Consider the following 21,333-nt stretch of genomic DNA (forward strand, 5'->3'; position numbering starts at 1 on the left):
GTTCTCCAGGGGCTGCGCGGGTGCGGCGGAACACGGAAGCTACATGATAATCATTTCCATGAACTCGGGGTGCCCCGGGGTCATGGGCACCTCGAAGTGGACGATGCCCTGACCGCCCCCGGGCGCCTCCCGCTCATCGCAGACGACCTTCGCCAGGGACCGCCAGAACGGCTCGGCACCCGGCACCGCCGGATCGGTGTGCAGATAGACCGCGCGATAGCCGCCGTCCGCCGCGGCGAAGTCCAGCAGCGCACGCACCAGCCGCCGGGCCAGCCCGTGGCGCCGGTGCTCGGGGCGCACATAGACCCGGCGCAGCTGGGCGGTCTCGCCCGACGGATAACGCGCGGCCAGCCACCGGGGGTTGGGCGGATGGGCCGGGCCCCGGGAGTCGAGCGCGGCGGTCGCCACGACCGCCCCGTCGGCGTCGTCCACCGCGACCAGCAGGGTGTGGCGCGCACCGTCCAGATACGCGGCGCCGGGATCGATGATGTCGGCGTGCCAGCGCGGCACATAGCCGGTTCCGAAGTCGCGGTAGACGGTGTCGAGCATCACGCCGCGGGCGGCGTCGAGGTCGTCGGGGGTCGCGGTCCTGATGCGGTAGCTGGGCACCTGCGCATCGTACGCAATAAGCCCGTCCACCGATCGTACTGGCAGACTGGATCCCGAGGGGAGGAGGGGCCGATGGGGAGGGCACGGCTGTCGATGCAGGAGCTCATCCAGCGGCGCAGGAACGCCGGATTCGTGGGCCGGCGCCGGGAACTGGACGCGTTCCGGGACAATTTCGGGCTGCCGCCGGAGGACGCGCGGCATCGCTTCGTCTTCCATGTGCACGGCCACGCGGGCGTGGGCAAGACCTGGCTGACGCGCCGGCTGGAGCAGACCGCCCGCCAGGAGTACGGCGCGCTCACCGCCCGCGTCGACGAGACGGCGAGCTCCGCACCCGAGGCGATGGCCGCGATCAGCGAGCAATTCGCCCGCCAGGGACGGGAGTTGGCGGCCTTCGACCGGCGGCTCGCCACCTATCGGCAGCGCCGCCACGAGGCGGAGTCGGTACCGGCGGAGGGCGAGCGGCAGGGGCCCAGCAGCGGCAGTATGGCCGCCGCGCGGGCGGGTCTCGCGGGGCTCGGCCTGGTGCCGGGTGTCGGGGCGCTGGCGGGCGCCGTCGATCCGGTGCCGCTGGCCGAGGGCACCGACCGGCTGCGGGCGGCGCTCAGCTCGCGGTTCCGCGACCACAAGGACGTCCAGCTGGTGCTGGATCCGGTGGAGACGCTGTCCCCGCTGCTGGTCAGGGAGTTGTCGGAGGCGGCCGCGGCGGTGCCGTGGCTGGTGCTGCTCTTCGACACCTACGAGCGCCTCGGCCCACTGCTCGACCCCTGGCTGCGCACCCTGCTGACCAGCGAACGCCTGGGCACCCTCCCCGCCAACACCGTGCTGGTGCTGGCCGGGCAGACCCGGCTGGACCCCGGCTGCTGGGGCGATCTGGCCGATGTGGTGGCGGAGCTGCCGCTGGAGCCGTTCACCGATGCGGAGGCCCGGCAGCTGCTGACCGCCAAGGGGATCACCGAGGAGCCGGTGGTACGGGAGGTGCTGCGGCTGTCCGGCCGGCTGCCGGTCCTGGTGTCCACCCTCGCCGAGAACCCCGGGACCGGCGGGGACCTGGACGACCCCAGCGCCACCGCCGTCGACCGGTTCCTGAAGTGGGAGCGCGATCCGGTGCGCCGCTCCGCCGCCCTGGCGGGCGCGCTGCCCCGGCGGCTCAACGAGGACATCTTCAGGGCGGCGGTGGACGACGACGGGGCCGGGCTGTTCGGCTGGCTGCGGTCACTGCCGTTCGTCGGCGACCGCGAGGGCGCGGCCCGCTACCACGATGTGGTGCGCGCCCCCATGCTGCGGCTGCAGCGGACCGCCTCACCGCGGCGGTGGGGCGCGGCGCACACCCGGCTGGCGGAGACCTTCGCCGGATGGCGGGAGGCGGCGGCCGGAGGGCTCGACCCGTACGACGGATGGCGGCTGGACACCTGGAGCGGACCGCGGCTGGAGGAGTGGTACCACCTGCTGTGCGCACGGCCGTCGGCGGCGCTGCCCGGGGCGCTGCGGGAGGGGATCGGCGCCTGCGACGCGGGCCCCGCGGTGGCCCGGCGCTGGGCGACCACTCTGGTCGAGGCGGGCGAGGACGCCGACTCGGACGCGGTGCGCACCTGGGGGCGGCACCTGGTGGAGGCGCTGGCGGACGAACGGCGGCGCGGTATCGAGGCGATGGGGCTGCTGCTGGCGCGGGCCGGGCTCGACACCGCCGCCCGGGTCGCGGCCCTCGTCGTACGGGGCTGGCACCGCCGTTCGGTCGACGAGTTCGACGGGGCGCTGGGGGACTTCCACCGGGCGACCGAGCTGGACCCCGGGAATGTGCGCGCGCACTTCGGGCGTGCCGTGGTCCACCGGGCGACCGGGGAGTTCACCGCGGCGATGGACGCGCTGGACCGCCTGGACGCGCTGGAGCCGGGCTCGACCTGGGTCCAGCGGGAGCGTGGGGAGACCTGTCGCCGGGCGGGCCGGTACGAGGAGGCGCTGGCCCGGCTCGACCCGGTGATCGAGGCCGATCCGGCGGACCATGTGGCCCTGGGCAGCCGAGGCCAGACCAAGATGGCGCTCGGCCGGATCCAGGAGGCGCTGGCGGACCTGGACCGGGCCATCGAGCAGCACGGCGACTACACCTGGGCACTGCTCCGGCGGGCCCGCGTCCGCAGCACCCTGGGGGACACGGCGGGCGCGCTGGAGGACCTGGACCGGGCGGAGGCGCTGGAGCCGGGCATCCCGGGAACGCTCGGCGAACGCGGCGATGTCCACCGCTTCGCGGGCCGCTACGAGGAGGCCATCGCGGAGTACGACCGGGCGCTGGCCCTCGACCCCGGCTACGCCTGGGCCCTGGGGAGCCGCGCGATGGCCAACGAGGCCCTGGGCAGACGCGCGGCGGCGCTGGCGGATCTGGGGCGTGCGGTGGCGCTGAATCCCGGCTACGCCTGGGCCGTGGCGCAGCGCGAGCGGTTGCTCTCGAGCGGGGATTCACCGGAGGGTGGACGGAACGACGGGCCGGTGTGACCTCCCGGCACCCGTGCTTCCGACTCCCCTCCCTCGGTGGCAGTCAACGGCCGTGTGTCAGCGGCCCTGTGCCACCGGCCCTGTGCCACCGGCCCTGTGTCACCGGCCTTGTGTCACCGGCCCTGCGTGTCAGCGACCCTGCGTGTCAGCGACCCTGTGTGTCACCGGCCCTGTCGTGACGCGCGCCCGGCGAAGCAGGACGACACGGCGTGGCGTACGGCGCGCAGCACGGCACGGCAGCGCGACAGGCAACGGTACGCGCGGGCCCGGCGGACGGGGCGCGGTGCGGCGGAGGGAGCCGGCACGGTCGGCGGAGCCGGTACGGCCTCCTCGGGGGACGTGTCCCGAACGGTGGCGTCCACCGGGACGGGAGCGGCCGGATCCACCGCGGGCGGGGACGGATCGGCGGTGCCGGTCCGCGGTGCGACGGGGTGCCGGGTGGCTTCCGCGCGCAGCATCGCGCGCATGGCGGCATAGACATCGATGGGCATGCGGATACTCCTGCGGTCTCGGACGTCCTACGGCTGGGCGGGCAGGCCGGACCGCATCCGGGATCCGCGACGGACGCGGAAACGGGATGACGGACGGCCGGGCCCGGTCAGCAGCGCAGAACGACGGACCGCGAGGAGAGCCGGCCGGCCGGGACGTCGCCCCCGGCGCCGAACGCGCCGATGCCCGGCGCCGGATCGCCGGGGCGGCCGCGGACCGCGCCGAGCACGAGCGGGCCGAGCGACGTCGAGAGGGACCGATGGGCGCCGAACGAGGCGCCGTGAGCCACCCGCCCGGCGTGCCGGGCCGGATGCCCGGCACCGTCCCGGACGGAGAACGCCGCCGACGCCGAGGAGGTGAGGCGCTCGTCCTCGGTCTCCGGCGCCACCGGAACAGGGATGACGGGAGCGGGAGCACCCGCGGGGGCGGACGCGGCGAGGGCCCGGGCCGAGGCGGGAGCACCGGCGCCACCGGGCACGGGCGTGGCCGGGGCCCGGTTCGGCACTCCGGCCGTCCCGGCCGCCCCAGCCGCCCCGGCCTTACCGGTCGCGCACCGCTCCGGCCCGGTGGACGGCGAGGCGCGGACGACCCCCAGGGCCAGCACGGCGTGCAGCAGCGTGGCCGCCAGCAGCAGAAGGACGGCGGCCGCGCACGGGCCGCCGCACACCGCGGGGCGGTTCGTCCTGCCGCCGTGCACCATGCGGCCTCCCTCGCTGATCCCCCTCCAGGGAACCCCGCACAGCGGAAGAGAGCGCTCCGATTGCCGGGAAAAGTCCAGACTTTCACCCGTGTCGGTTATCTACTCGAACGCCCATAACGCCATATTTCGAGGAGCGACCGGCCGCGTGGTGTGATCATTCGAGCAATGCGGCCGGTGCGGCCTGCCGCCAGGAGTCGAGCAGGATGTCCCGCAGCTCATCGAGGTCGTCCAGCGCGGCGAGCCGCACCCGCACCCAGGCCGAACTCGCCTCATGGGCGGCGACCCAGAACTTCTCCGGCTCCGCCAGCACCAGCTCCTCCCGCTCCACCTTGGGACATCTGACGGCCATCGAGGTCTCGTCCTCGGGCAAGGTGGCGAACATCTTCCCGGCGACCCTGAAGGTGGGCATCGACCAGGCGATCTTCTCTGTGGTCTCCGGCAGCGACAGGGCGATGGCACGGACATCATCGGAGGTGGTCATGGCCAGACCGTAGAACACCCCACCGACAAGGTTCCCGGCCACGTCCGCCCCCGGCCCCGGCTGTCATCAGCCCGGGTACACGTACGGCGTGGTGGTGGTCAGGGGCACGAAGCCGAGCCGGCGCAGGATCGGGCGGCTCAGGCTGGACGCGTCCACCTGGAGATAGCGATAGCCGCGGTCGGCGGCGATACGGGCCCGGAACGCGACGAGGGCGCGGTAGACGCCCCGGCCACGCCACTCCGGCACGGTGCCGCCACCCCAGAGCCCGGCGAACGGCACCCCCGGCGGCAGCTCCATCCGCGCCGCGCTGACCGGCCGGTCACCGTCCATGGCCACCACCGCGACGACCGTGTCCGGCTCCTCGGCGAGCTGGGCGAGGAGCCGGTGCCGGAGATGGGCGCCGTCGTCGCCGAACGCCCGCTCATGGACGCGCACCACCCGTTCCACACCGGCCGCGTCGGCCACCGGGAGCAGCCGGACGCCCTGGGGCGGTTCGACGGCGGTGTCCAGCTCCGCCACCTGGGCGACCATCAGCGTCTCCTCGGGCTCGGGGGCGAACCCGGCGGCCCGGAGCCGTTCGGCGAGGTCGCCGGGGCGGTCATGCGCGTACAGCTTCCACTCGAACGCGCGGTCCGCGCCCCCGAAGTGCCGTATCTGCGCGGCGATCTCCGCATCGGCGGTGGCGGCGTCCAGATCCGACCACAGGACGCCGTTCCAGTCGTCGCGGCCGCCGGTCTGCCGCACCACCGCGCCCACACGCTCCACCCGGACACCGGGGCCGTCGGCCCGCGCGCCCTGTCTCATCTCCCGGTCGTACAGCTCACGCACCACATCACGATCCATCCGCCCACCCCAGCACCGGGCCCTGCCAACGGCAATCGATTATCGGGCCCTCGGGGCCGGCGCGTTACGACGCGCCCTCCGCCCCGGCGGCGTAGTGGACGGCGATCCGGGCCCCGAGGCGCGCGTTGTTCCTGACCAGGGCGATATTGGTCCGCAGGCTCTCCCCCTCCGTCAACTCCACGATCCGGCCCAGCAGATACGGGGTCGCGTCCTTGCCGCCGATCCCCGCCTCCGCCATCTCGGCGAGGGCCCGCTCGATGACGCCGTCCATCCGCTCGGCGGGGATCTCCTCGGCCTCGGGAACCGGGTTGGCGATGCTCAGCCCCGCCGTCATGCCCAGCTCCCACTGGGCGCGCATGGTGGCGGCGATCTCCTCGGGCGAGTCGACGCGCAGCGGGGAGCGGAAGCCGCTCGCCCGGGAGTAGAAGGCGGGGAAGTCGTCGGTGCCGTAGGTGAGCACCGGAACACCCAGGGTCTCCAGCTTCTCCAGGGTCAGCCCGATGTCGAGGATGCTCTTGACCCCGGCGCTGATGACGGCCACCGGGGTGGTGGCGAGCTCGGTGAGATCGGCGCTGATGTCGAAGGACCGCTCCGCTCCCCGGTGCACTCCGCCGATGCCACCGGTGACGAAGACCCGGATCCCGGCGAGTGCGGCGAGCCTCATGGTGGACGCCACGGTGGTGGCGCCATGGCCGCCGCGCGCGATGACATGGGCGAGGTCGCGCACGCTGACCTTGCCCACCTCGGGGCTGGTGGCGAGCAGCTCCAGATCGGCCCGCTCCAGACCGGCGCGCGGCCTGCCGTGGAGGACGGCGATGGTGGCGGGGACCGCGCCCCCGGCGCGGATGATCGCCTCGACCTCGGTGGCCATCTCGACGTTCTGCGGATACGGCATGCCGTGGCTGATGATGGTGGACTCCAGCGCGACCACGGGACGGCCGTCGTGCAGGGCCTCCGCGACCTCCTCGGTGAGGGTCAGCCGGGGGTGGGGCGTGGTCATGTGGTCCTCCGCAGCGGGGCGTCGAGCGCGTCCTCGATCAGACGCGGGGTCAGGTCGGGTCGTACGGTGGCGGGGGTGGCCACCGTCAGCGCGGCGGCGGCGTGGCCGTAGCGGGCGGCGTCCACCGGGTCGGCGCCACCGAGCAGGGCGTGGGCGAACGCGCCGAGCATCGCGTCACCGGCCCCGGTGACGTCCCGCACCTCGGCCGGTGGCGCCTCCAGCCCCACCCGGCCCTCGTCGAGGGTGCTCAGCAGGGAGCCGCGCGCACCGAGCCGCACCCACACATGCCGCACCCCGCGCTCGTGGAGGGCGGCCACCGCCCCGAGCAGCTCCGGGTCGTCCGCGTCCGTGGCCCCGTCGAGATCCCGCCCGGCCAGCGCGCCCAGCTCCGCCACATTGGGCGTGACGGCGAAGACCGGCCGCCCGGCGGCGAACAGCGGGGCCAGCAGCGCCGCCTTGGGGACGCTCACCGGGTCGATCAGCGTCTGGACACCGGTGGCGGAGGCGAGGTCCAGGACGTAGGAGAGCACCCGCGCGGAGAGGTTCCCGTCCAGCACCAGCAGACCGGCGTTGCCGATGAGCTCCCGCGCGGTGTGGAGGTGCTCGGGGGCCAGCGCGTCGGTGGCGGCCATGTCGGCGATGGCCACCACCAGATCGCCGTCGGCGTCCAGCACCGCCGTATAGGTGCCGGTGGGGTGCGGGCCGCGGTGCACCTGCTCGACGCGCACCCCGGCGGCCTGGGTCTCGCTCAGCAGCCGCTCCCCCGCCGCGTCCTGCCCCACCGCGGCGATGAGATGGGTGGGGGTGCCCAGCCGGGCGAGGTTCTCGGCGATGTTGCGGGCCACCCCGCCGGGGCTGGTGTGGGACCGCCCGGGATTGCTGGTGCGGTACGCCACGGGGGCGAGGCTGCGCACCTTGATGTCCACATTGGCCCCGCCGATGACCACCACCGCGTGCTCCTGGCGCAGGATGTAGCCACGCCCCAGGATGGCGCCCTTCTTGCCCAGGTTGGACAGATGCACATTGACCGCGGCCCGCGTGGTCCCGAGGGCGTCGGCGATGGACTGGGCCCCGGCCAGCGGGTCCCGCCGCAGCAGCGCGAGTATCTCCCGCTCCCTGCGCGTCAGCGTCATATTCAGCAGACTAAAGCAAACTTAGCTCGGTAAACAGGCCCCGTCAGGGGCCGATGAACAGGCCACTGACGGCCATGGGTTGGCCCAGGAGATCGTAAAAGAACGGCGGATGACATCCTGAGGAGCCATGGCTCGCCGGACACTCTCGGCAGCAGCCCGGGAACCTGTCCGGTGACGAGGAAGAAGACCCATGAGACTCTGCTTTCTGGTGGAGGAGCGCTATCGCCATGACGGCATGCCGCGTGAGGTGATCCGTCAGCTCTCCGCCTGGGGCCACCAGGTGGACGTGGTCCGGCCGGGTCGTTCCCTGATGCGGATGTCCGACGCGGTGCGGGCGGGCAGCCATGACGCCTGGGTGCTCAAGACGGTGTCCGGAGGCCCCGGGCTGATGCTGCTGGAGGCCGCGGCGGCGGTCGGGCTGACCACCGTCAACGACGCCCGCGCCATCCGGGGCGTACGGGACAAGGCCCTGGCGGCCGCCATCGGGCGCAGCCGTGGCCTGCCGATGCCGCCCACCTACGCGGCGGCCCGGCCCGAGGCGCTGGAGGAGATACCGGAGGCCGAGTTCCCGCTGGTGGTCAAGCCCGCGGACGGCAGCTCGGGGCGGGCCGTGCGGCTGGTGCCGACCCCGGACCGGCTCAGGGCGCTGCGCGCCGAGCTGGCGGCGGAGGACATGCTCATCGCCCAGCCGTATGTGCCGAATTCGGGCATCGACCTCAAGGTGTACTGCGTGGGCGGGGAGTTGTACGCCACCGAGCGGGGGTCGCCGCTCGGCCCCGACGGGGGCGCACGCGGCCGTCGGGTACCGCTGTCCGCCGAAGTGGCGGCCATCGCCGCCGAGGTCGGTGTGGTCTACGGCCTCGATCTGTACGGGGTGGATGTGCTGCTGGGCCCGGACGGGCCGGTGGTCGTCGATGTGAACGACTTCCCCAGCTTCAAGGAGGTGCCGGACGCGGCTGCCCGGGTGGGGCGCGTGGTACTGGAGTTGGCGCGCGGCGGCGGTGGCCGGTCCGGGCCCGAGCTCGTCGGCGCCCTCACCGGAGCCGAGTCGGCGGTGCACACTCCGGAGCCGCCCACGGCCACGAGCCGGATGACCGCCACGGTGAGCGGCGGCCGATGAGGATCGGCCTGATCACCGCCGACCCCGGCCATCAACTCCTCGCCGACGCCACGGCTCTGCTGACCCCTCGCCATGAGGTGGTGGCGCTCGACCCGCGTGACCACCGCGGAACGGAGACGCGGGACCCGGCCTCCGGAGAACTCGCCGATGTGTATCTGCTGAAGGCCCGGACACCACCCGCGCTGGCGCTCGCGATGTCCCTGGAGCGGCGTGGCGCCCCGGTGGTGAACTCCGCCGCGGCCACCGCGTGGTGCCAGGACCGGACGGCGATGGCCGAACGGGCGCTCCGCGCCGGTCTGCCGTTCGCCCCCACCCGTACCGCGGCCTCCCTCGCCGGACTGGCGGCGGAGCCGCTCCGGCGTCCCGTCGTCGTCAAGAGCCGTCACAGCCGCCGCCATGATCTGGTGGCCCGGGTGGACGACGCCGCACATCTGCGTGCCCTGACCGTGGACTGGGCGGATGAGCCCGTGGTGGTGCAGGACTTCGTTCCGAACGACGGCTGGGACCACAAGCTGTGGGTGGTCGCGGGCCGGGTGTTCGCCGCGCTGCGCCGGTCGGAGCTGGCGGCCGGTGGCCGCGGTCCGAACCTGCCGCTGGCCCTGGACGCGCTGCCACCGGGCTGGCTGGATCCGGTGCTCCGGGTCGGTCCGGTGTTCTCGCTGGACGTCTACGGCGTGGATCTGATCGACTCGGGTGGCGGCGCCCCGCTGATCGTGGACATCAACGCCTTCCCGGGAATCCGAGGTCAGGCCGGGGCTCCCGAGGCGCTGGCGGCGCTGGCGCTGCGGACTGCCGAACGGGGCGGACTCACCGTCTCCCACACATGACCGACACGAGGGAAATACTAGGGGACTCCCGGCCGAAATAGGGGTGGCCGCAGGTCGGATGGGACGGGCAGGGTGGTCTACTGGTCTGCGCGCGATCCGAGGCACGCGCGCGACAGCCACCCGACAGCCGCCGCGGAGCGAGCGGCGCGAAAGGACATCACGTGACCGCAAACCCCACCGGCACAAGCCTGTGGATCAGGCAGTTCCACCCCGCGCCGGCAGCGGCGACGCGACTCGTCTGCCTGCCCCACGCCGGCGGGTCCGCCTCCTACTACTTCCCCGTCTCCAAGGCCCTCTCGCCCACGATAGACGTGCTCGCCGTGCAGTACCCGGGGCGCCAGGACCGGCGCAACGAGAAGTGCGTGGACAGCATCGCCGAACTGGCCGACGCGCTGGTGCCCGAATTGCTGCCGTATACGGACAAGCCGGTGGCGCTTTTCGGCCACAGCATGGGCGCCACGCTGAGCTTCGAGATCGCCCTGCGCCTGGAGCAGAAGGGCGTGCAGCCGGTGGCGCTGTTCGCCTCGGGGCGGCGCGCCCCGTCCTGCCACCGTGACGAGTCCGTCCACCTCCGCGACGACGACGGGCTGATCGCCGAGATGAAGGCCCTGAGCGGCACCGACACCTCGCTCCTCGGCGACGACGAGATCCTCCGGATGGTGCTGCCCTCGATCCGCAGCGACTACAAGGCGGCCGAGACCTATCGCTACACCCCCGGCCCGCAACTGGCGACGCCCATCCACGCGCATGTGGGGGACGACGACCCCAAGGCGACCGTCGAGGAGGCCCGCGCCTGGGGCGAGCACACCACCGGTGGCTTCGACCTCCAGGTCTACCCCGGCGGCCACTTCTACCTCAACGACCAGGCGCCGCGGGTGATCGCGTCGATCCGGGACGTACTGACCGCGAAGTCCTGAACACCCGCCCGGCCGCGGGGCGTTCAGCCGTTGGGTCGGTGGGTCAGGACGGTCCGGATGTAGTCCTCCACGGTGGCGTCCAGGCCCACGTCCCGGCCGGTCCGCTCGGACAACAGCCAGCGGTGTTCGAGCAGTTCGTAGTAGATCTGCGCGGTGTCGGTGGCACCGCGCAGTTCCTTGGGCACGGCCCGCACGGTGGGCCGGAAGACATCGCGGACCCACCGGTGGGCGAGCACCTCAGGGCGGGCGCCGAGCGGATCGCCGGGCGCGTAGTCGTCCTGGGTGGCCATCCAGGTCTCCAGGTCGTTCAGGAGGCTGCGGGCCTGGTTCTCCTCCGCGTCGAGCCCGGTCAGCCGCAGCAACTGCCGCTGGTGGTGGCCCGCGTCCACGACCTTGGGCAGGAAGGTGACGTTGTCGCCGTCGGGCGAGCGCTCGATCTGCATCTCCGCCACGTCGAACCCGAGGTCGTTCAGGCGGCGGACGCGCTGGTCGATGGCGTGGCGTTGGGCGAGCGGATAGACCGACTGACGGGTCAGCTCATGCCACAGGTCGCAGTAGCGCTCGACGATGGCCTGGCCGAAGAGCACCGGGTCGACCGAGGGGTGCAGGGAGCCACTGGCCTCCAGGTCCATCAGCTCGCCCGCGATGTTCACCCGCGCCACCTCGACGTCGTACTCCCGCTGTCCGCTGGTGAGCCTCGGCTGGATCTGCCCGGTCTCGGCGTCCACCAGATAGGCGGCGTACGCGCCCGCGTCGCGCCGGAAGAGGGTGTTGGACAGCGAGCAGTCGCCCCAGGCGAACCCGGCCAGATGCAACCGCACCAGCAGCACGGCGAGCGCGTCGAGCAGCCGTCTGATGGTGCTGGGCCGCATGGTGGTCTGGAACATCGACCGGTACGGCTGCGACCCCGCCAGATGGCGGGTGATCAGCGCCGGTTCCAGTGGTTCGCCGTGCTCGTCGGTGCGCCCGGTCACCACCGCGAGCGCGTCCACCGCGGGGACGGCGAGCCGGTCCAGGTCGCGCAGCAGCCCGTACTCCCGCACCGCCGCCCACTCGCCGACCTCCTTGACCGCCACGATCTCGCCGCCCGCCCGCGCGAAGCGCACGACATGGCGGGAGATGCCCCGGTCCAGCGCGACCAGATGCTCCTCCGGCCACTCCTCCAGCGGGACGTTCCACGGCAGATCGAGCAGGGACGCCGGATGCTCGGGCGACGTGGCGGTGATCTGCAGCTCCATGGCACCCCAGTGTGCGGTACGGAAGTGTCATCGGAGCCGATCGTGCGGCGACCCGACGCACGATCAAATGGACAGAATCTGTCCGGATACATACGCTGAAGATCCAATCGGACAAGATCCGTCCGCTCAGGGAGGCCGCCGCTACCGGACCGACACCTCGAAGGGAGCCCGTGCATGAGCCACCTCGCCGGCACCACCGCGGTGATCACGGGAGCCGACGAGGGCCTCGGCTACGCCATCGCGGACGCCTTCGCGGTGGAGGGCGCCGACTTGGTGCTGCTCGCCCATGACCGGGACAAGCTGGAGCGGGCCCGCCACACCCTGGCCGGACACGGCACCACCGTACGCGGACTCCGCGTCGACCTGGCCGACCCCGGCGCCGCCACCGCCGCCGCGCGTCAGGTGCTCGCGCTCACCGAGCGGGTGGACACCCTGGTCAACAACGCGGGCACGGCACATTTCAGCCCGCTCGCCCAGACCTCGGCCGACTCCTTCGACGCCATGCTGCACCTCAATGTCCGGGTGCCCTTCCTGCTCGCCCAGGCGCTGCTGCCCGCGCTCATCGAGGGGCGCGGCAGCATCATCAACATCAGCAGCTACTGGGCCCATACGGCGTCCGCCGACCGCCCGTCCGCGGCCTACTCCGCCACCCGCGGCGCCATCAACGCGATGACCCGGGCGCTCGCCAGTGAACTGGGCCCCTCCGGGGTCCGGGTGGGCGGCATCGCCCCCGGCGCCGTACCCGCCCCGGCCTGTGAACGGGACCGCCTCGTCGCGATGAGCACGGTGAGTGCCGGGGAGCGGTACGGAGCCGGTCACCCCCCGGACGGCCATTCGCCGGGCCGGGCCGGCGAACCCCATGAGGTGGCCGCCGCCGCGGCCTTCCTCGCCTCCCCCCGGGCCGGGTGGACCACCGGCACCATCATGAACGTGGACGGCGCCCTGGCCGTCCACTGACGGCCGTGGCGGAAGCCACGCCCCGGCCACCGGCTCCGGTGGCCGATACCATGAGGTCGCGATGGAGAGAATCCGCCACGCTCCCCAGGCGACGACGGGCCGGCGTCCACTGCCCGCCGGTGGTGGCATCGACGCACACCGGCATGACGAGCACCAGATCGTCTACGCCGGGCGCGGGGTGCTGGCGGTCACCACCGACGCGGGCAGCTGGATCGCGCCCGCCAACCGGGCGCTGTGGATTCCGGCCGGGACCGTCCATGAGCACCGCGCGTACGGCGCCACCCACCTCCATCTGGTGGGGCTGGCCGTGGCCGACAACCCGCTGCGGCTGGAGCAGCCCGCGGTCCTCGGCGTCGGCCCGCTGCTGCGCGAGCTGATCATCGAGTACACCGCGCGGCCGGCGGACGCCGGCGCCGAACGCCGCCGGCTGCGGGCCGTACTGCTCGATCAGCTCCGCCACTGTGCCGAGCAGCCGGTGCATGTGCCCGCCGCCGGGGATCCGCGCCTGGCGGCGGTGTGCGCCCTCCTCCATGACGATCCGGCGGACCACCGGACCCTGCGGCAGCTGGGTGCCGCGGTCGGGGCCGGCGAGCGCACCCTGACCCGGCTGTGCGGGGCGGAGCTGGGGATGACCTTTCCGCAGTGGCGCACCCAGCTGCGGCTGCACCACGCCCTGCGGCTGCTGGCCGAGGGCGTCCCGGTCACGGCCGTGGCACATCGCTGCGGCTGGGCGTCCAGCAGCGCCTTCATCGATGTGTTCCGCCGCGCCTTCGGCCACACCCCAGGTGCCCATCGCGCGCTCGGCTGACGCCTCCCGCCCGCGTTCAGTCCTCGGCCAGGACCACGACCGTATCGCCCTCCTCCAGGGTCAGCGGCGCGGTCTTGGACGGGTTGAGGTGGACTCCGTAGAGCGGTGGCTCGTCGCTGTGCCGGGCCAGCCGGTAGCCGATGGCCGTCTCCCCGCGCTGGCGGGCGGCCTCGATGACGGTGGCGAAGTTGGCCTCCGCGCCCGGTATCAGATAGCTGGGTGCCGGTTTGAGGTAGATCTCGGATCCCTGCGGGTCGAAGAGGTCGGCGAAGACCGCGTACAGATGGCGGTTCTCGGTGAGCTGGGTCAGCAGCAGGCTGATCACCTTGGTGGAGACGATGAAGTCGTCGGCCTTGGTGACCTGCGCGACCTCGCGGTTGGCGTCGTCGTGCATCTCGGTGACGATGGAGTACGGATCGCCGAGCTGGATCTCGATGTCGCGCAGGTGGAGCAGGGTGACCAGGGTGCGGTCGTCGGCGCGTCCGGGGTCGATCCCGTCGTCCGTCAGCACCACGATGTGGCGGTAGCCGTCCAGCCCGAGCGCCTCCAGCGACGGACGGCGGGTGGGCTCGCAGTACTTGAAGCCCACGGTGAGGTTCTTCAGCTCCCGGTTGGCCTCCTCCCGGGGCGGGCGCGCGGCGGCGATGTCCACCGCCGACCCGGGTTTCACCAGGAGGTCGAGCTGCGCGATGATCTTCTCCGCGCGGGAGTTCCAGCCGATCAGCAGCGTCCGGTCCGGCACCGGCGGCTGGAACTCGGCCATGGCCATCGCCGGGCGCAGGATGCGGGGCCGGGTGGCCGCGGCCTTGATGAGCAGATCGTCCTCCGCGACCATCAGCAGCCGGTCCCCGCGCCCGATCACGGTGTCCATGGCCGGGTTGACCAGCACCTCGCCGTCCGCGCGGTGCACGCCGATGGGCACACCGAGCTCGAAGGCGTTCAGCGACTCCCCGTAGGTGGCACCGGTCAGTGCGGGCTCGTCCCAGGGGTAGATCTCGTTGCCGACGAAGCTGAGCAGTTCGTTGAAGACGGTGGAGAGACCGGACTGGCGGTGGGACTGCACGATCAGCCCGACCGCGATGTCATCGGCGTCGATCACCAGCGCGGTGTCCCCCGCGGCGAGCCGGGCGGCCGCCATGTTCGCCGAGCTCTGCACGGCGGCCACCACATTGGGCCGGGTCCCGGTCCAGGTGCGGCTGTTCAGCAGCAGCAGCGACTTGATGACGTCGATGTCGCTGTCGTCCCCGACGGGTGAGAGCACCATGATGGACTTGGCGCTGTCCGGGCTCACCAGCTCCAGGTCGCCGCGCTGGAGCGGATTGCCGGAGCGGCAGACCACCCGGGTCTTCCCGGTGTCCGGGATGCGACGCCGGATCTCGTCCTCCATGTCGACCTTGTCCCGGTCGGCGAGGATCACCACACAGGAGCGCCGCTCGCTCTGATTGGCCTCCACCAGCTCCGCTATCACCGTGAACACCTGCTCCGACCAGCCCAGCACGATGGTGTGGTGGCGCTCGATCAGCCGTGAGGTGCCCTTGCGCAGCTGCTGGATCCGGGCCTCCAGGCCGGTGGTCATCACACCGATCAGCGCGCTGACGATGAAGATGCCGCCGATGGTCACCGTGAGCATGAGGACGAGGAACAGCGGCCGGCCGCTGTCCCCGCCCATCGTGCCCGGGTCGAGGGTACGCAGCAGGCTCATCCAGACGATGCCCGGCCAGCCGCCGTTCTCCTTGGTGTCCTGGTGGGCGAAGGCGACCGCCACTCCGGAGACCAGGGTGATCAACGCCAATGAGGCCAGCCCCAGCCAGCCGATCAGCGCCGGGGTGCCACGGTCCATCGTCCCGTCGAACCAGTACCGCAGCCGCTCCCGCAGCCTCTTGCGCATGCCGCATTCCTCCAAAGCCCATCGCGCCGCCGGGCCCAACGGCCTGTGATGAGCGGCGCTTTACGCCATGAGGGTGTCGTCTGACGGGGCTTCGGCGCCAATCGGGGTCAGCCGGGGATGTCGGCCCACTGGTCGAGGAGGTCGTCGCCGGTGCATTCGCCCAGCGGTGACACCGGGTCGGTCAGGGGCTGCTCGGCCCAGATGATCTTGCCGTTGGGGGTGTAGCGGGTCCCCCAGCGCTGGGCGTACTGGGCCACCAGGAAGAGCCCTCGGCCACCTTCGTCGGTGGTGGCGGCGCGGCGCAGATGCGGGGAGGTGCTGGAGCCGTCCGCCACCTCGCAGATGAGGGTGCGGGCGCGCAGCAACCGGACCCGGCTGGGGCGGCATCCGTAGCGGATGGCGTTGGTCATCAGCTCGCTGATGATGAGTTCGGTGGTGAAGCCGACCTCCTCCAGCCCCCATGCGCTCAGTTGCTCGGCGGCCTCGTTGCGGATGCGGGCCACCGCGGCGGGGTCGGAGGGCAGCTCCCATTCGGCGACATGCCCGGGGTCCAGCAGATGGGTGCGGGCCACCAGGAGGGCGATGTCGTCGCCGGGGTGGGAGGAGGCCATGGTGTCGAAGACGGCCTGGCAGGTCTCCTCCGGAGTGCGCTCGGGCAGCCCGGCGAGGGTGGTGCGCAGGACGCCGAGCCCCTCGTCGAAGTCCCGGCCGCGGTCCCGGATCAGCCCGTCGGTGAACAGCGCCAGCCGGCTGCCCTCGGGCAGCTCCAGCTCGACGGTCTCGATGGGCTCGCCACCCAGGCCCAGCGGCGGGCCGAGGGGGACGTCGGGGAAGGTCACGGTGGAGTCGGGGAGGACCACCGCCGGGCCCGGGTGGCCGGCGCTCGCCATCGTGCAGCGGCCGGAGACCGGGTCGTAGATGGCGTACAGACAGCTGGCGCCGCTGATCCCCGGGGCGTCGGTGCCCGCGGCGGCCTGGTCCTGGTCGAACCGGCTGACCAGCTCGTCGAGATGGGCCAGGAGTTCATCGGGCGGCAGGTCGAGCGCGGAGAAGTTGTGCACGGCGGTGCGCAGCCGGCCCATGGTGGCGGCGGCGTGCAGTCCGTGGCCGACGACATCGCCGACGACGAGGGCGACCCGGGAGCCGGGCAGGGGGATGACGTCGAACCAGTCGCCGCCGACTCCGGCACGGGCGGGCAGATAGCGGTGGGCCACCTCCATGGCGTCCTGTTCGGGCAGGCCCTGGGGCAGCAGGCTGCGCTGGAGGGTGGCCGCCATGGCGTGTTCGCGGGTGTAGCGGCGGGCGTTGTCGATGGCGACCGCGGCGCGCGCGACCAGTTCCTCGGTGAGCGCCACGTCGTCCTCGTCGAACGGCTCGGACTTCTCCGAGCGCCAGAAGGTGGCGATGCCCAGGGTGACGTCCCGCGCCCGCAGCGGAATGGTGATCATCGAGTGGATGCCATATGTGACGATCTTGGCCGCCTGTTCGGGGTCCTGCTCCTGCCATCCCTCGTAGGTCCGCAGGTCCGCCTCGAGCACCGGCCGGCCCGCGCCGAAGCCCAGCGCCTGGGGCACGGTGCCGCTGTACGTGATCATCTTGCCGACCCGCCACAGCGGATGGTCGGACCGGACGCCACAGGTGGCGGTGCGGCGCATGGCGCTGCCCACGGGCTCGTCGCCGCGCAGCACGGGGTCCACGAGGTCGACGGTGGCGAAGTCGGCGAACCACGGGACGGCGAAGCGGGTCAGCTCCTCGGCGGTCCGTACGACATCGAGGGTGGTGCCGACCTTCGCACCGGCCTCGTAGAGCAGCCGCAGCCGCCGCTCCGCCACTTCGGCCTTGCCGGACAGGGCGCGCAGTTCGGTGGAGTCACGGAGCGTGGCGACGCTTCCGAACATCCCGCCGTCCCATCGGGTGGAGCGCTGGTTGACGGCCAGCAGCCGGTCCCCGGCCAGATGCACCTCGTCGGTGACGACCCGGCCGGAGGCGAGCAGCTCGGCGGTGCGCGGCTCGATGCCGAGCTCGGTGACGGGGCGGCCCTCGGCGTTCGGGGGCAGATCGAGCAGCCGGCCGGCCTCGTCGTTGGCGAGGACCAGGCGGCCGTGGCCGTCGACGATGAGCACGCCCTCCTTCACGGAGTGCAGAACGGCGTCGTGGTGCTCGTACATGCGGGTCATCTGGGCGGGGCCGAGCCCCCGCGTCTGCCGCCGCAGCCGCCCGCCGACCAGCGCCGTCCCACCGGTGGCGAGCGCGAGCGCACCGGCGGCGGAGCCGAAGACCAGCGGCAGCTGGCGCTCGACCCGGCCGCTCACATCGGCGGCGGTCATTCCGGCGCACACCACACCGGCCACGGTGCCATCGCCCCTGGGGATCGGGACGGTGGCCTGGACCTCCCGGCCGAGGGGCCCCTGCACGGCCTCGGTGACGATCTTGCCCTTCACCACCGGCCGCCAGTTGGCGACGACCTCCTTGCCGATGTACTGCGGCTTGGGGTGGGTGTAGCGGATGCCGTGGGTGTTCGCCACGACCACGAAGTCCAGATGCGCTCGCTTACGGGTCGCCTCGGCCCGCGGCTGGAGCAGGGTGGTCGGATTCTCGGCGCTCATCGCGGACGCGGTGCCCGGGGAGGCGGCGAAGGTCTGGGCAACGGCGGTCGCGCGGTTGAGGGCCTCCTGCTCGCTGTCGATACGGGCCTGGAGGATGAGCGCCGTCGTGGCCGCCACGATGAGCAGGCACACGAGCAGCACTTGGACAGCGAAAACCTGCCCGGCGATGCTGCGCGCTCTCAAGCCGCGCAGGAGAGAGCGGAAACGTGTCCGGGAGGAGGTGTGTGGGGCAAGCCTAGATCGACCGAAAACTCCGACCACGCACCCTTCCTACCATTTATTCCCCTCCGATCCGGAAGCTCGGTGGCGCACGATCTGCGGCCGTCCCGCTCCGTGATACACATCGGCACGATACGTGGCGCCCCGCCCACGCACCGCCGCACCCTCGACGGGTGGCACCGGCCCCGTCGGGGCGAACGGTCACACATCGAGCCGGAGGGCCACATCGCGCATCGTCGCCCGCGCGGCGTCCAGATCCGCCCGCGCCCGGTCGGCCACCAGATAGAGGAAGACCCCCTGGCTGACGCGCTGACTGAGCGGACGGAGCAGGTGGTACTCGGTGTCCAGCGTGACGACGATGTCCTCGAGCCGCTCCGGACTGTAGCCGAGCAACTCCAGAGTGGACATCTTGGCGCGGAGCACATCCGTGTCCCCGTAGGCCACCTTCTCCAGGTCCGGACCCTGCGGGGTCTGGACGGCCCCCAGGGTGATCCGGCTCAGATAGTCGACGAGCGAGACGGCGAGTGCGCCCTCGCACTCCATCACCTCGCGCAGCGACTCCTGGATATCGGTCATGGCCCGTCGCCCTCCCGGGACCTGTGAGGGGCGCCGACAGCGGCCGGACGCGTCCACCGCGCCGGGACCCTGGAGGTCATGTCCACTCATTTCATCCTTGCACAGGGTCCACCGGTGCACCCCCGCGTACGGTCGCCCCGGCGCCGTGCGGCACTCCCCGTGGTGGCGGACCGCCGATCGTCCTATCCTGCGCAGGCGTTGATCGACTTCGGATTGAATCGTTTGCTTCCGCTGGAGGACGCATGACCGTCGGCAGCACCCCGTCCCGGGCCGTGGTGGTGGGCACCGGCTCCCGGGCCCAGATGTTCACCGAGGCGCTGGCCCGCCGCCCACGGCTGAGGGTCGCCGCGCTGTGCGATCCGAACCCGGTGCGCATCGCCCACCACCAGCGGCTGCTCAAGGAGGCGGGCGAGCCGGAGGCGGCCGCCTGGAGCCCGGCTGAGTTCGAGCGGCGGCTGCGCGCGGACGATATCCAGGAGGTGGTGGTGACCTGCGTGGACGCGCTGCACGACGCATACATCGTGCCCGCGCTGCGGGCCGGCTGCCGGGTGGTCACCGAGAAGCCGATGACCACCGACGCGGCCAAGTGCCGCCGCATCCTGGAGACGGTCCGGGAGACCGGCAACCATCTGGCGGTCGCCTTCAACTACCGCTTCAACCCGGTGCACGAGGAGGTCCACCGGCAGCTGTCCGGCGGCGCCATCGGCGAGGTGCTGTCGGTGCACTTCGAGTGGCTGCTGGACACCCGGCACGGCGCCGACTACTTCCGCCGCTGGCACCGCGAGAAGAAGCACAGCGGCGGGCTGATGGTGCACAAGTCCAGCCACCACTTCGACCTGGTCAACTGGTGGCTGGGGGCCCGGCCGGAGGAGGTGTTCGGCTACGGCCGGCTCGGCTTCTACGGCCGTGCGGCGGGCGAGCGCAGCGGCTACCGGCGCGACTACGAGCGGGCCCACGGCGCCGCCGCCGCCAGGGACGACCCGTTCGCGCTGGAGCTCGCCGAGAACGACGCGATGCGCTCGCTGTACCTGGACGCCGAGGGCGCGGACGGCTACCACCGCGACCGCAATGTGTTCGGCGACGACATCACCATCGAGGACGACATGGCGCTGCTGGTCCGCTATGACACCGGCGCCACCATGACGTACCACCTGACCGCCTACTCCCCCTGGGAGGGCTACCGGGTGATGTTCAACGGCACCCGGGGCCGGCTGGAGCTGGAGGTCGAGGAGAGCGCGTGGCAGCCGCCGCTGCTGGGCACCGCCTCCGGCCGCGGCACCATCCACGGCGACCAGGCCCTGGCCAACGCGGGCGGTCCGCGGCTGGTGCTGCGGCCGCTGTGGGAGCCGCCGCGGGAGGTGGAGCTGCCGGCGTTCGACCACGCCGGGCACGGCGGCGGGGACGAGCGGATGCTCGACGTGCTCTACGGCCCGGTGGATCCGGCGGACGGCCCGGTGGATCCGGCGGACGGCGCGATGGATCCGGCGGCGGCCACCGGAGCGGCGGCCGTGGACGCCTCGGACGCCTCCCGCCGGCGGGCCACCGAGGAGGACGGGGCGCTCGCCCTGGTCACCGGGCTCGCGGCCAACCAGTCGTTCGTCAGCGGAAAGCCGGTGGCCACGGCGGACGTCGTGGCGCCGTAACCGGGGCGTTCGGTCCAACGCGGCTCATCCCGCCCGGCGTTGGGGCAGGATGAGCCGCATGGACACGGACGCGATCACCACATCCCGGGCGCCCCTCTTCCGGAGCGCCGCCCGGCACCGCCGAAGACGGCTGCTCGGCTCGCTCGCGGCGGCCGGTCTGCTCACCGCGTGCGGTACGCAGTCCTCGTCGGGAGTGGCCGCGGTGCCCGACGAGGCCACGTCCCGCCCGGCGGGCCCCACCGCCACCCCGGACACCCCCGCCCCCACCGCTCCCGCGGCCTGCCCCGACTCGGGGGTGCTGCTGCGGGCCGCGGAGGCCGACGCGGCGATGGGGCTGCGGGTGCAGCGGATCGAGCTGGTGAACTGCGGCACCCGCGCCTATACGGTGAGCGGCCATCCGTCCGTCCAGGTGCTGGACGAGGACCTGGAGCCGCTGGAGGTCACGGTCAGCCACGGGGCCTCGGCCATCGCCACTCTCGACGGCTTCGAGACGGCCACCGGGCCGGTGCGGCTGGCCCCCGGTGAGCGGGCGGTGGCGCGGCTGGCGTGGCGGAATCTGGTGACGGACGTGACGCGCCCCGCCGCCGACGGGCGCTATCTGAAGATCGCGCCGAACGGCGGCGGAGCGGACGCGCAGACCGTGCCCGACCTTGTCGACCTGGGCACCACCGGCAAGCTGGGCGTGAGCGCCTGGGCCCGCCCGGACCCGGATCCGACGGAGCGCCCGGACGCCCGTCCGTAGCCGCCCGCCGGTGGCGCCGTGGCCGTCGCCCGCCGGTGGCGCCGTGGCCG

19 protein-coding genes are annotated in these 21,333 nt (G+C 72.8%); 8 read left to right on the forward strand and 11 right to left on the reverse strand.

Going from position 1 to position 21,333, the window contains the following annotated elements:
• Positions 1 to 39: 39 nt before the first annotated feature.
• The gene (locus JK364_RS04945; RefSeq protein ID WP_201847837.1) at positions 40 to 609 is read right to left on the reverse strand and encodes a GNAT family N-acetyltransferase; all 570 of its coding nucleotides are present in this window, start codon (positions 607 to 609) and stop codon (positions 40 to 42) included.
• Between the two features lie 72 nt (positions 610 to 681).
• Here JK364_RS04945 and JK364_RS04950 point away from each other — a divergent pair, with 72 nt between their 5' ends.
• Positions 682 to 3,096 carry a tetratricopeptide repeat protein gene (locus JK364_RS04950; RefSeq protein ID WP_230991306.1) on the forward strand — a complete coding sequence of 805 codons (2,415 nt, stop codon included), beginning with the start codon at positions 682 to 684 and terminating at the stop codon, positions 3,094 to 3,096.
• A 161-nt stretch (positions 3,097 to 3,257) separates the two neighbouring features.
• Here JK364_RS04950 and JK364_RS04955 read toward each other — a convergent pair whose 3' ends face one another.
• The 6 genes from JK364_RS04955 to JK364_RS04980 form a co-directional block, all read right to left on the reverse strand.
• Positions 3,258 to 3,587, reverse strand: a complete 330-nt coding sequence (locus JK364_RS04955; protein WP_201847838.1) for a hypothetical protein — start codon at positions 3,585 to 3,587, stop codon at positions 3,258 to 3,260.
• A gap of 107 nt (positions 3,588 to 3,694) precedes the next feature.
• Positions 3,695 to 4,285 (reverse strand): hypothetical protein, encoded by a 591-nt coding sequence (locus tag JK364_RS04960; protein ID WP_201847839.1) that lies wholly within the window; start codon positions 4,283 to 4,285, stop codon positions 3,695 to 3,697.
• A gap of 154 nt (positions 4,286 to 4,439) precedes the next feature.
• Positions 4,440 to 4,766 carry an MmcQ/YjbR family DNA-binding protein gene (locus tag JK364_RS04965; protein WP_086881029.1) on the reverse strand — a complete coding sequence of 109 codons (327 nt, stop codon included), beginning with the start codon at positions 4,764 to 4,766 and terminating at the stop codon, positions 4,440 to 4,442.
• 66 nt (positions 4,767 to 4,832) lie between these two features.
• Positions 4,833 to 5,609, reverse strand: coding sequence for a GNAT family N-acetyltransferase (locus JK364_RS04970; protein ID WP_201847840.1), 777 nt, complete (start codon positions 5,607 to 5,609; stop codon positions 4,833 to 4,835).
• 64 nt (positions 5,610 to 5,673) lie between these two features.
• On the reverse strand, positions 5,674 to 6,609 hold the full coding sequence (locus JK364_RS04975) for a pseudouridine-5'-phosphate glycosidase (protein ID WP_201847841.1): 936 nt from the start codon (positions 6,607 to 6,609) through the stop codon (positions 5,674 to 5,676).
• Positions 6,606 to 7,742 (reverse strand): PfkB family carbohydrate kinase, encoded by a 1,137-nt coding sequence (locus JK364_RS04980; protein ID WP_201847842.1) that lies wholly within the window; start codon positions 7,740 to 7,742, stop codon positions 6,606 to 6,608. Before JK364_RS04980 ends, JK364_RS04975 begins: the two co-directional genes overlap by 4 nt.
• A gap of 190 nt (positions 7,743 to 7,932) precedes the next feature.
• On the opposite strand from JK364_RS04980, the gene JK364_RS04985 reads away from it, so the two are divergent.
• From JK364_RS04985 to JK364_RS04995, 3 genes are all read left to right on the forward strand, one after another.
• On the forward strand, positions 7,933 to 8,862 hold the full coding sequence (locus tag JK364_RS04985) for an ATP-grasp domain-containing protein (protein ID WP_230991307.1): 930 nt from the start codon (positions 7,933 to 7,935) through the stop codon (positions 8,860 to 8,862).
• Entirely contained in the window at positions 8,859 to 9,689 is an 831-nt protein-coding gene (locus tag JK364_RS04990; protein WP_201847844.1) for an ATP-grasp domain-containing protein, read from the forward strand. The genes JK364_RS04985 and JK364_RS04990 overlap by 4 nt, the downstream gene beginning before the upstream one ends.
• A 161-nt stretch (positions 9,690 to 9,850) precedes the next feature.
• A complete protein-coding gene (locus JK364_RS04995; RefSeq protein ID WP_201847846.1) occupies positions 9,851 to 10,606 on the forward strand; it encodes a thioesterase II family protein in 756 nt (251 codons plus the stop codon).
• Between the two features lie 23 nt (positions 10,607 to 10,629).
• Here the strand turns inward: JK364_RS04995 and JK364_RS05000 are convergent, their stop codons facing one another.
• Entirely contained in the window at positions 10,630 to 11,844 is a 1,215-nt protein-coding gene (locus tag JK364_RS05000) for a DUF4032 domain-containing protein (RefSeq protein ID WP_201847848.1), read from the reverse strand.
• Between the two features lie 174 nt (positions 11,845 to 12,018).
• Between JK364_RS05000 and JK364_RS05005 the strand changes: the two genes are divergently transcribed.
• The gene (locus tag JK364_RS05005; protein WP_201847850.1) at positions 12,019 to 12,801 is read left to right on the forward strand and encodes an SDR family NAD(P)-dependent oxidoreductase; all 783 of its coding nucleotides are present in this window, start codon (positions 12,019 to 12,021) and stop codon (positions 12,799 to 12,801) included.
• A gap of 61 nt (positions 12,802 to 12,862) precedes the next feature.
• Complete coding sequence (locus tag JK364_RS05010; protein WP_201847852.1) at positions 12,863 to 13,609, forward strand: AraC family transcriptional regulator; 747 nt, start codon at positions 12,863 to 12,865, stop codon at positions 13,607 to 13,609.
• A gap of 16 nt (positions 13,610 to 13,625) precedes the next feature.
• On the opposite strand, the gene JK364_RS05015 is transcribed toward JK364_RS05010, so the two are convergent.
• The 3 genes from JK364_RS05015 to JK364_RS05025 form a co-directional block, all read right to left on the reverse strand.
• Complete coding sequence (locus JK364_RS05015; protein WP_201847854.1) at positions 13,626 to 15,497, reverse strand: CASTOR/POLLUX-related putative ion channel; 1,872 nt, start codon at positions 15,495 to 15,497, stop codon at positions 13,626 to 13,628.
• Between the two features lie 107 nt (positions 15,498 to 15,604).
• Complete coding sequence (locus JK364_RS05020) at positions 15,605 to 18,244, reverse strand: SpoIIE family protein phosphatase (protein ID WP_307841158.1); 2,640 nt, start codon at positions 18,242 to 18,244, stop codon at positions 15,605 to 15,607.
• A gap of 279 nt (positions 18,245 to 18,523) precedes the next feature.
• A complete protein-coding gene (locus JK364_RS05025) occupies positions 18,524 to 18,898 on the reverse strand; it encodes a hypothetical protein (protein WP_201847856.1) in 375 nt (124 codons plus the stop codon).
• A 242-nt stretch (positions 18,899 to 19,140) separates the two neighbouring features.
• Between JK364_RS05025 and JK364_RS05030 the strand changes: the two genes are divergently transcribed.
• Together JK364_RS05030 and JK364_RS05035 are read left to right on the forward strand one after the other, a co-directional pair.
• Complete coding sequence (locus JK364_RS05030) at positions 19,141 to 20,541, forward strand: Gfo/Idh/MocA family protein (RefSeq protein WP_201847858.1); 1,401 nt, start codon at positions 19,141 to 19,143, stop codon at positions 20,539 to 20,541.
• A 58-nt stretch (positions 20,542 to 20,599) separates the two neighbouring features.
• Entirely contained in the window at positions 20,600 to 21,283 is a 684-nt protein-coding gene (locus JK364_RS05035; protein ID WP_201847860.1) for a DUF4232 domain-containing protein, read from the forward strand.
• The last annotated feature ends 50 nt before the right edge of the window (positions 21,284 to 21,333 follow it).

The organism is Streptomyces endocoffeicus (assembly GCF_016741935.1).
Lineage (GTDB): Bacteria > Actinomycetota > Actinomycetes > Streptomycetales > Streptomycetaceae > Streptomyces > Streptomyces endocoffeicus.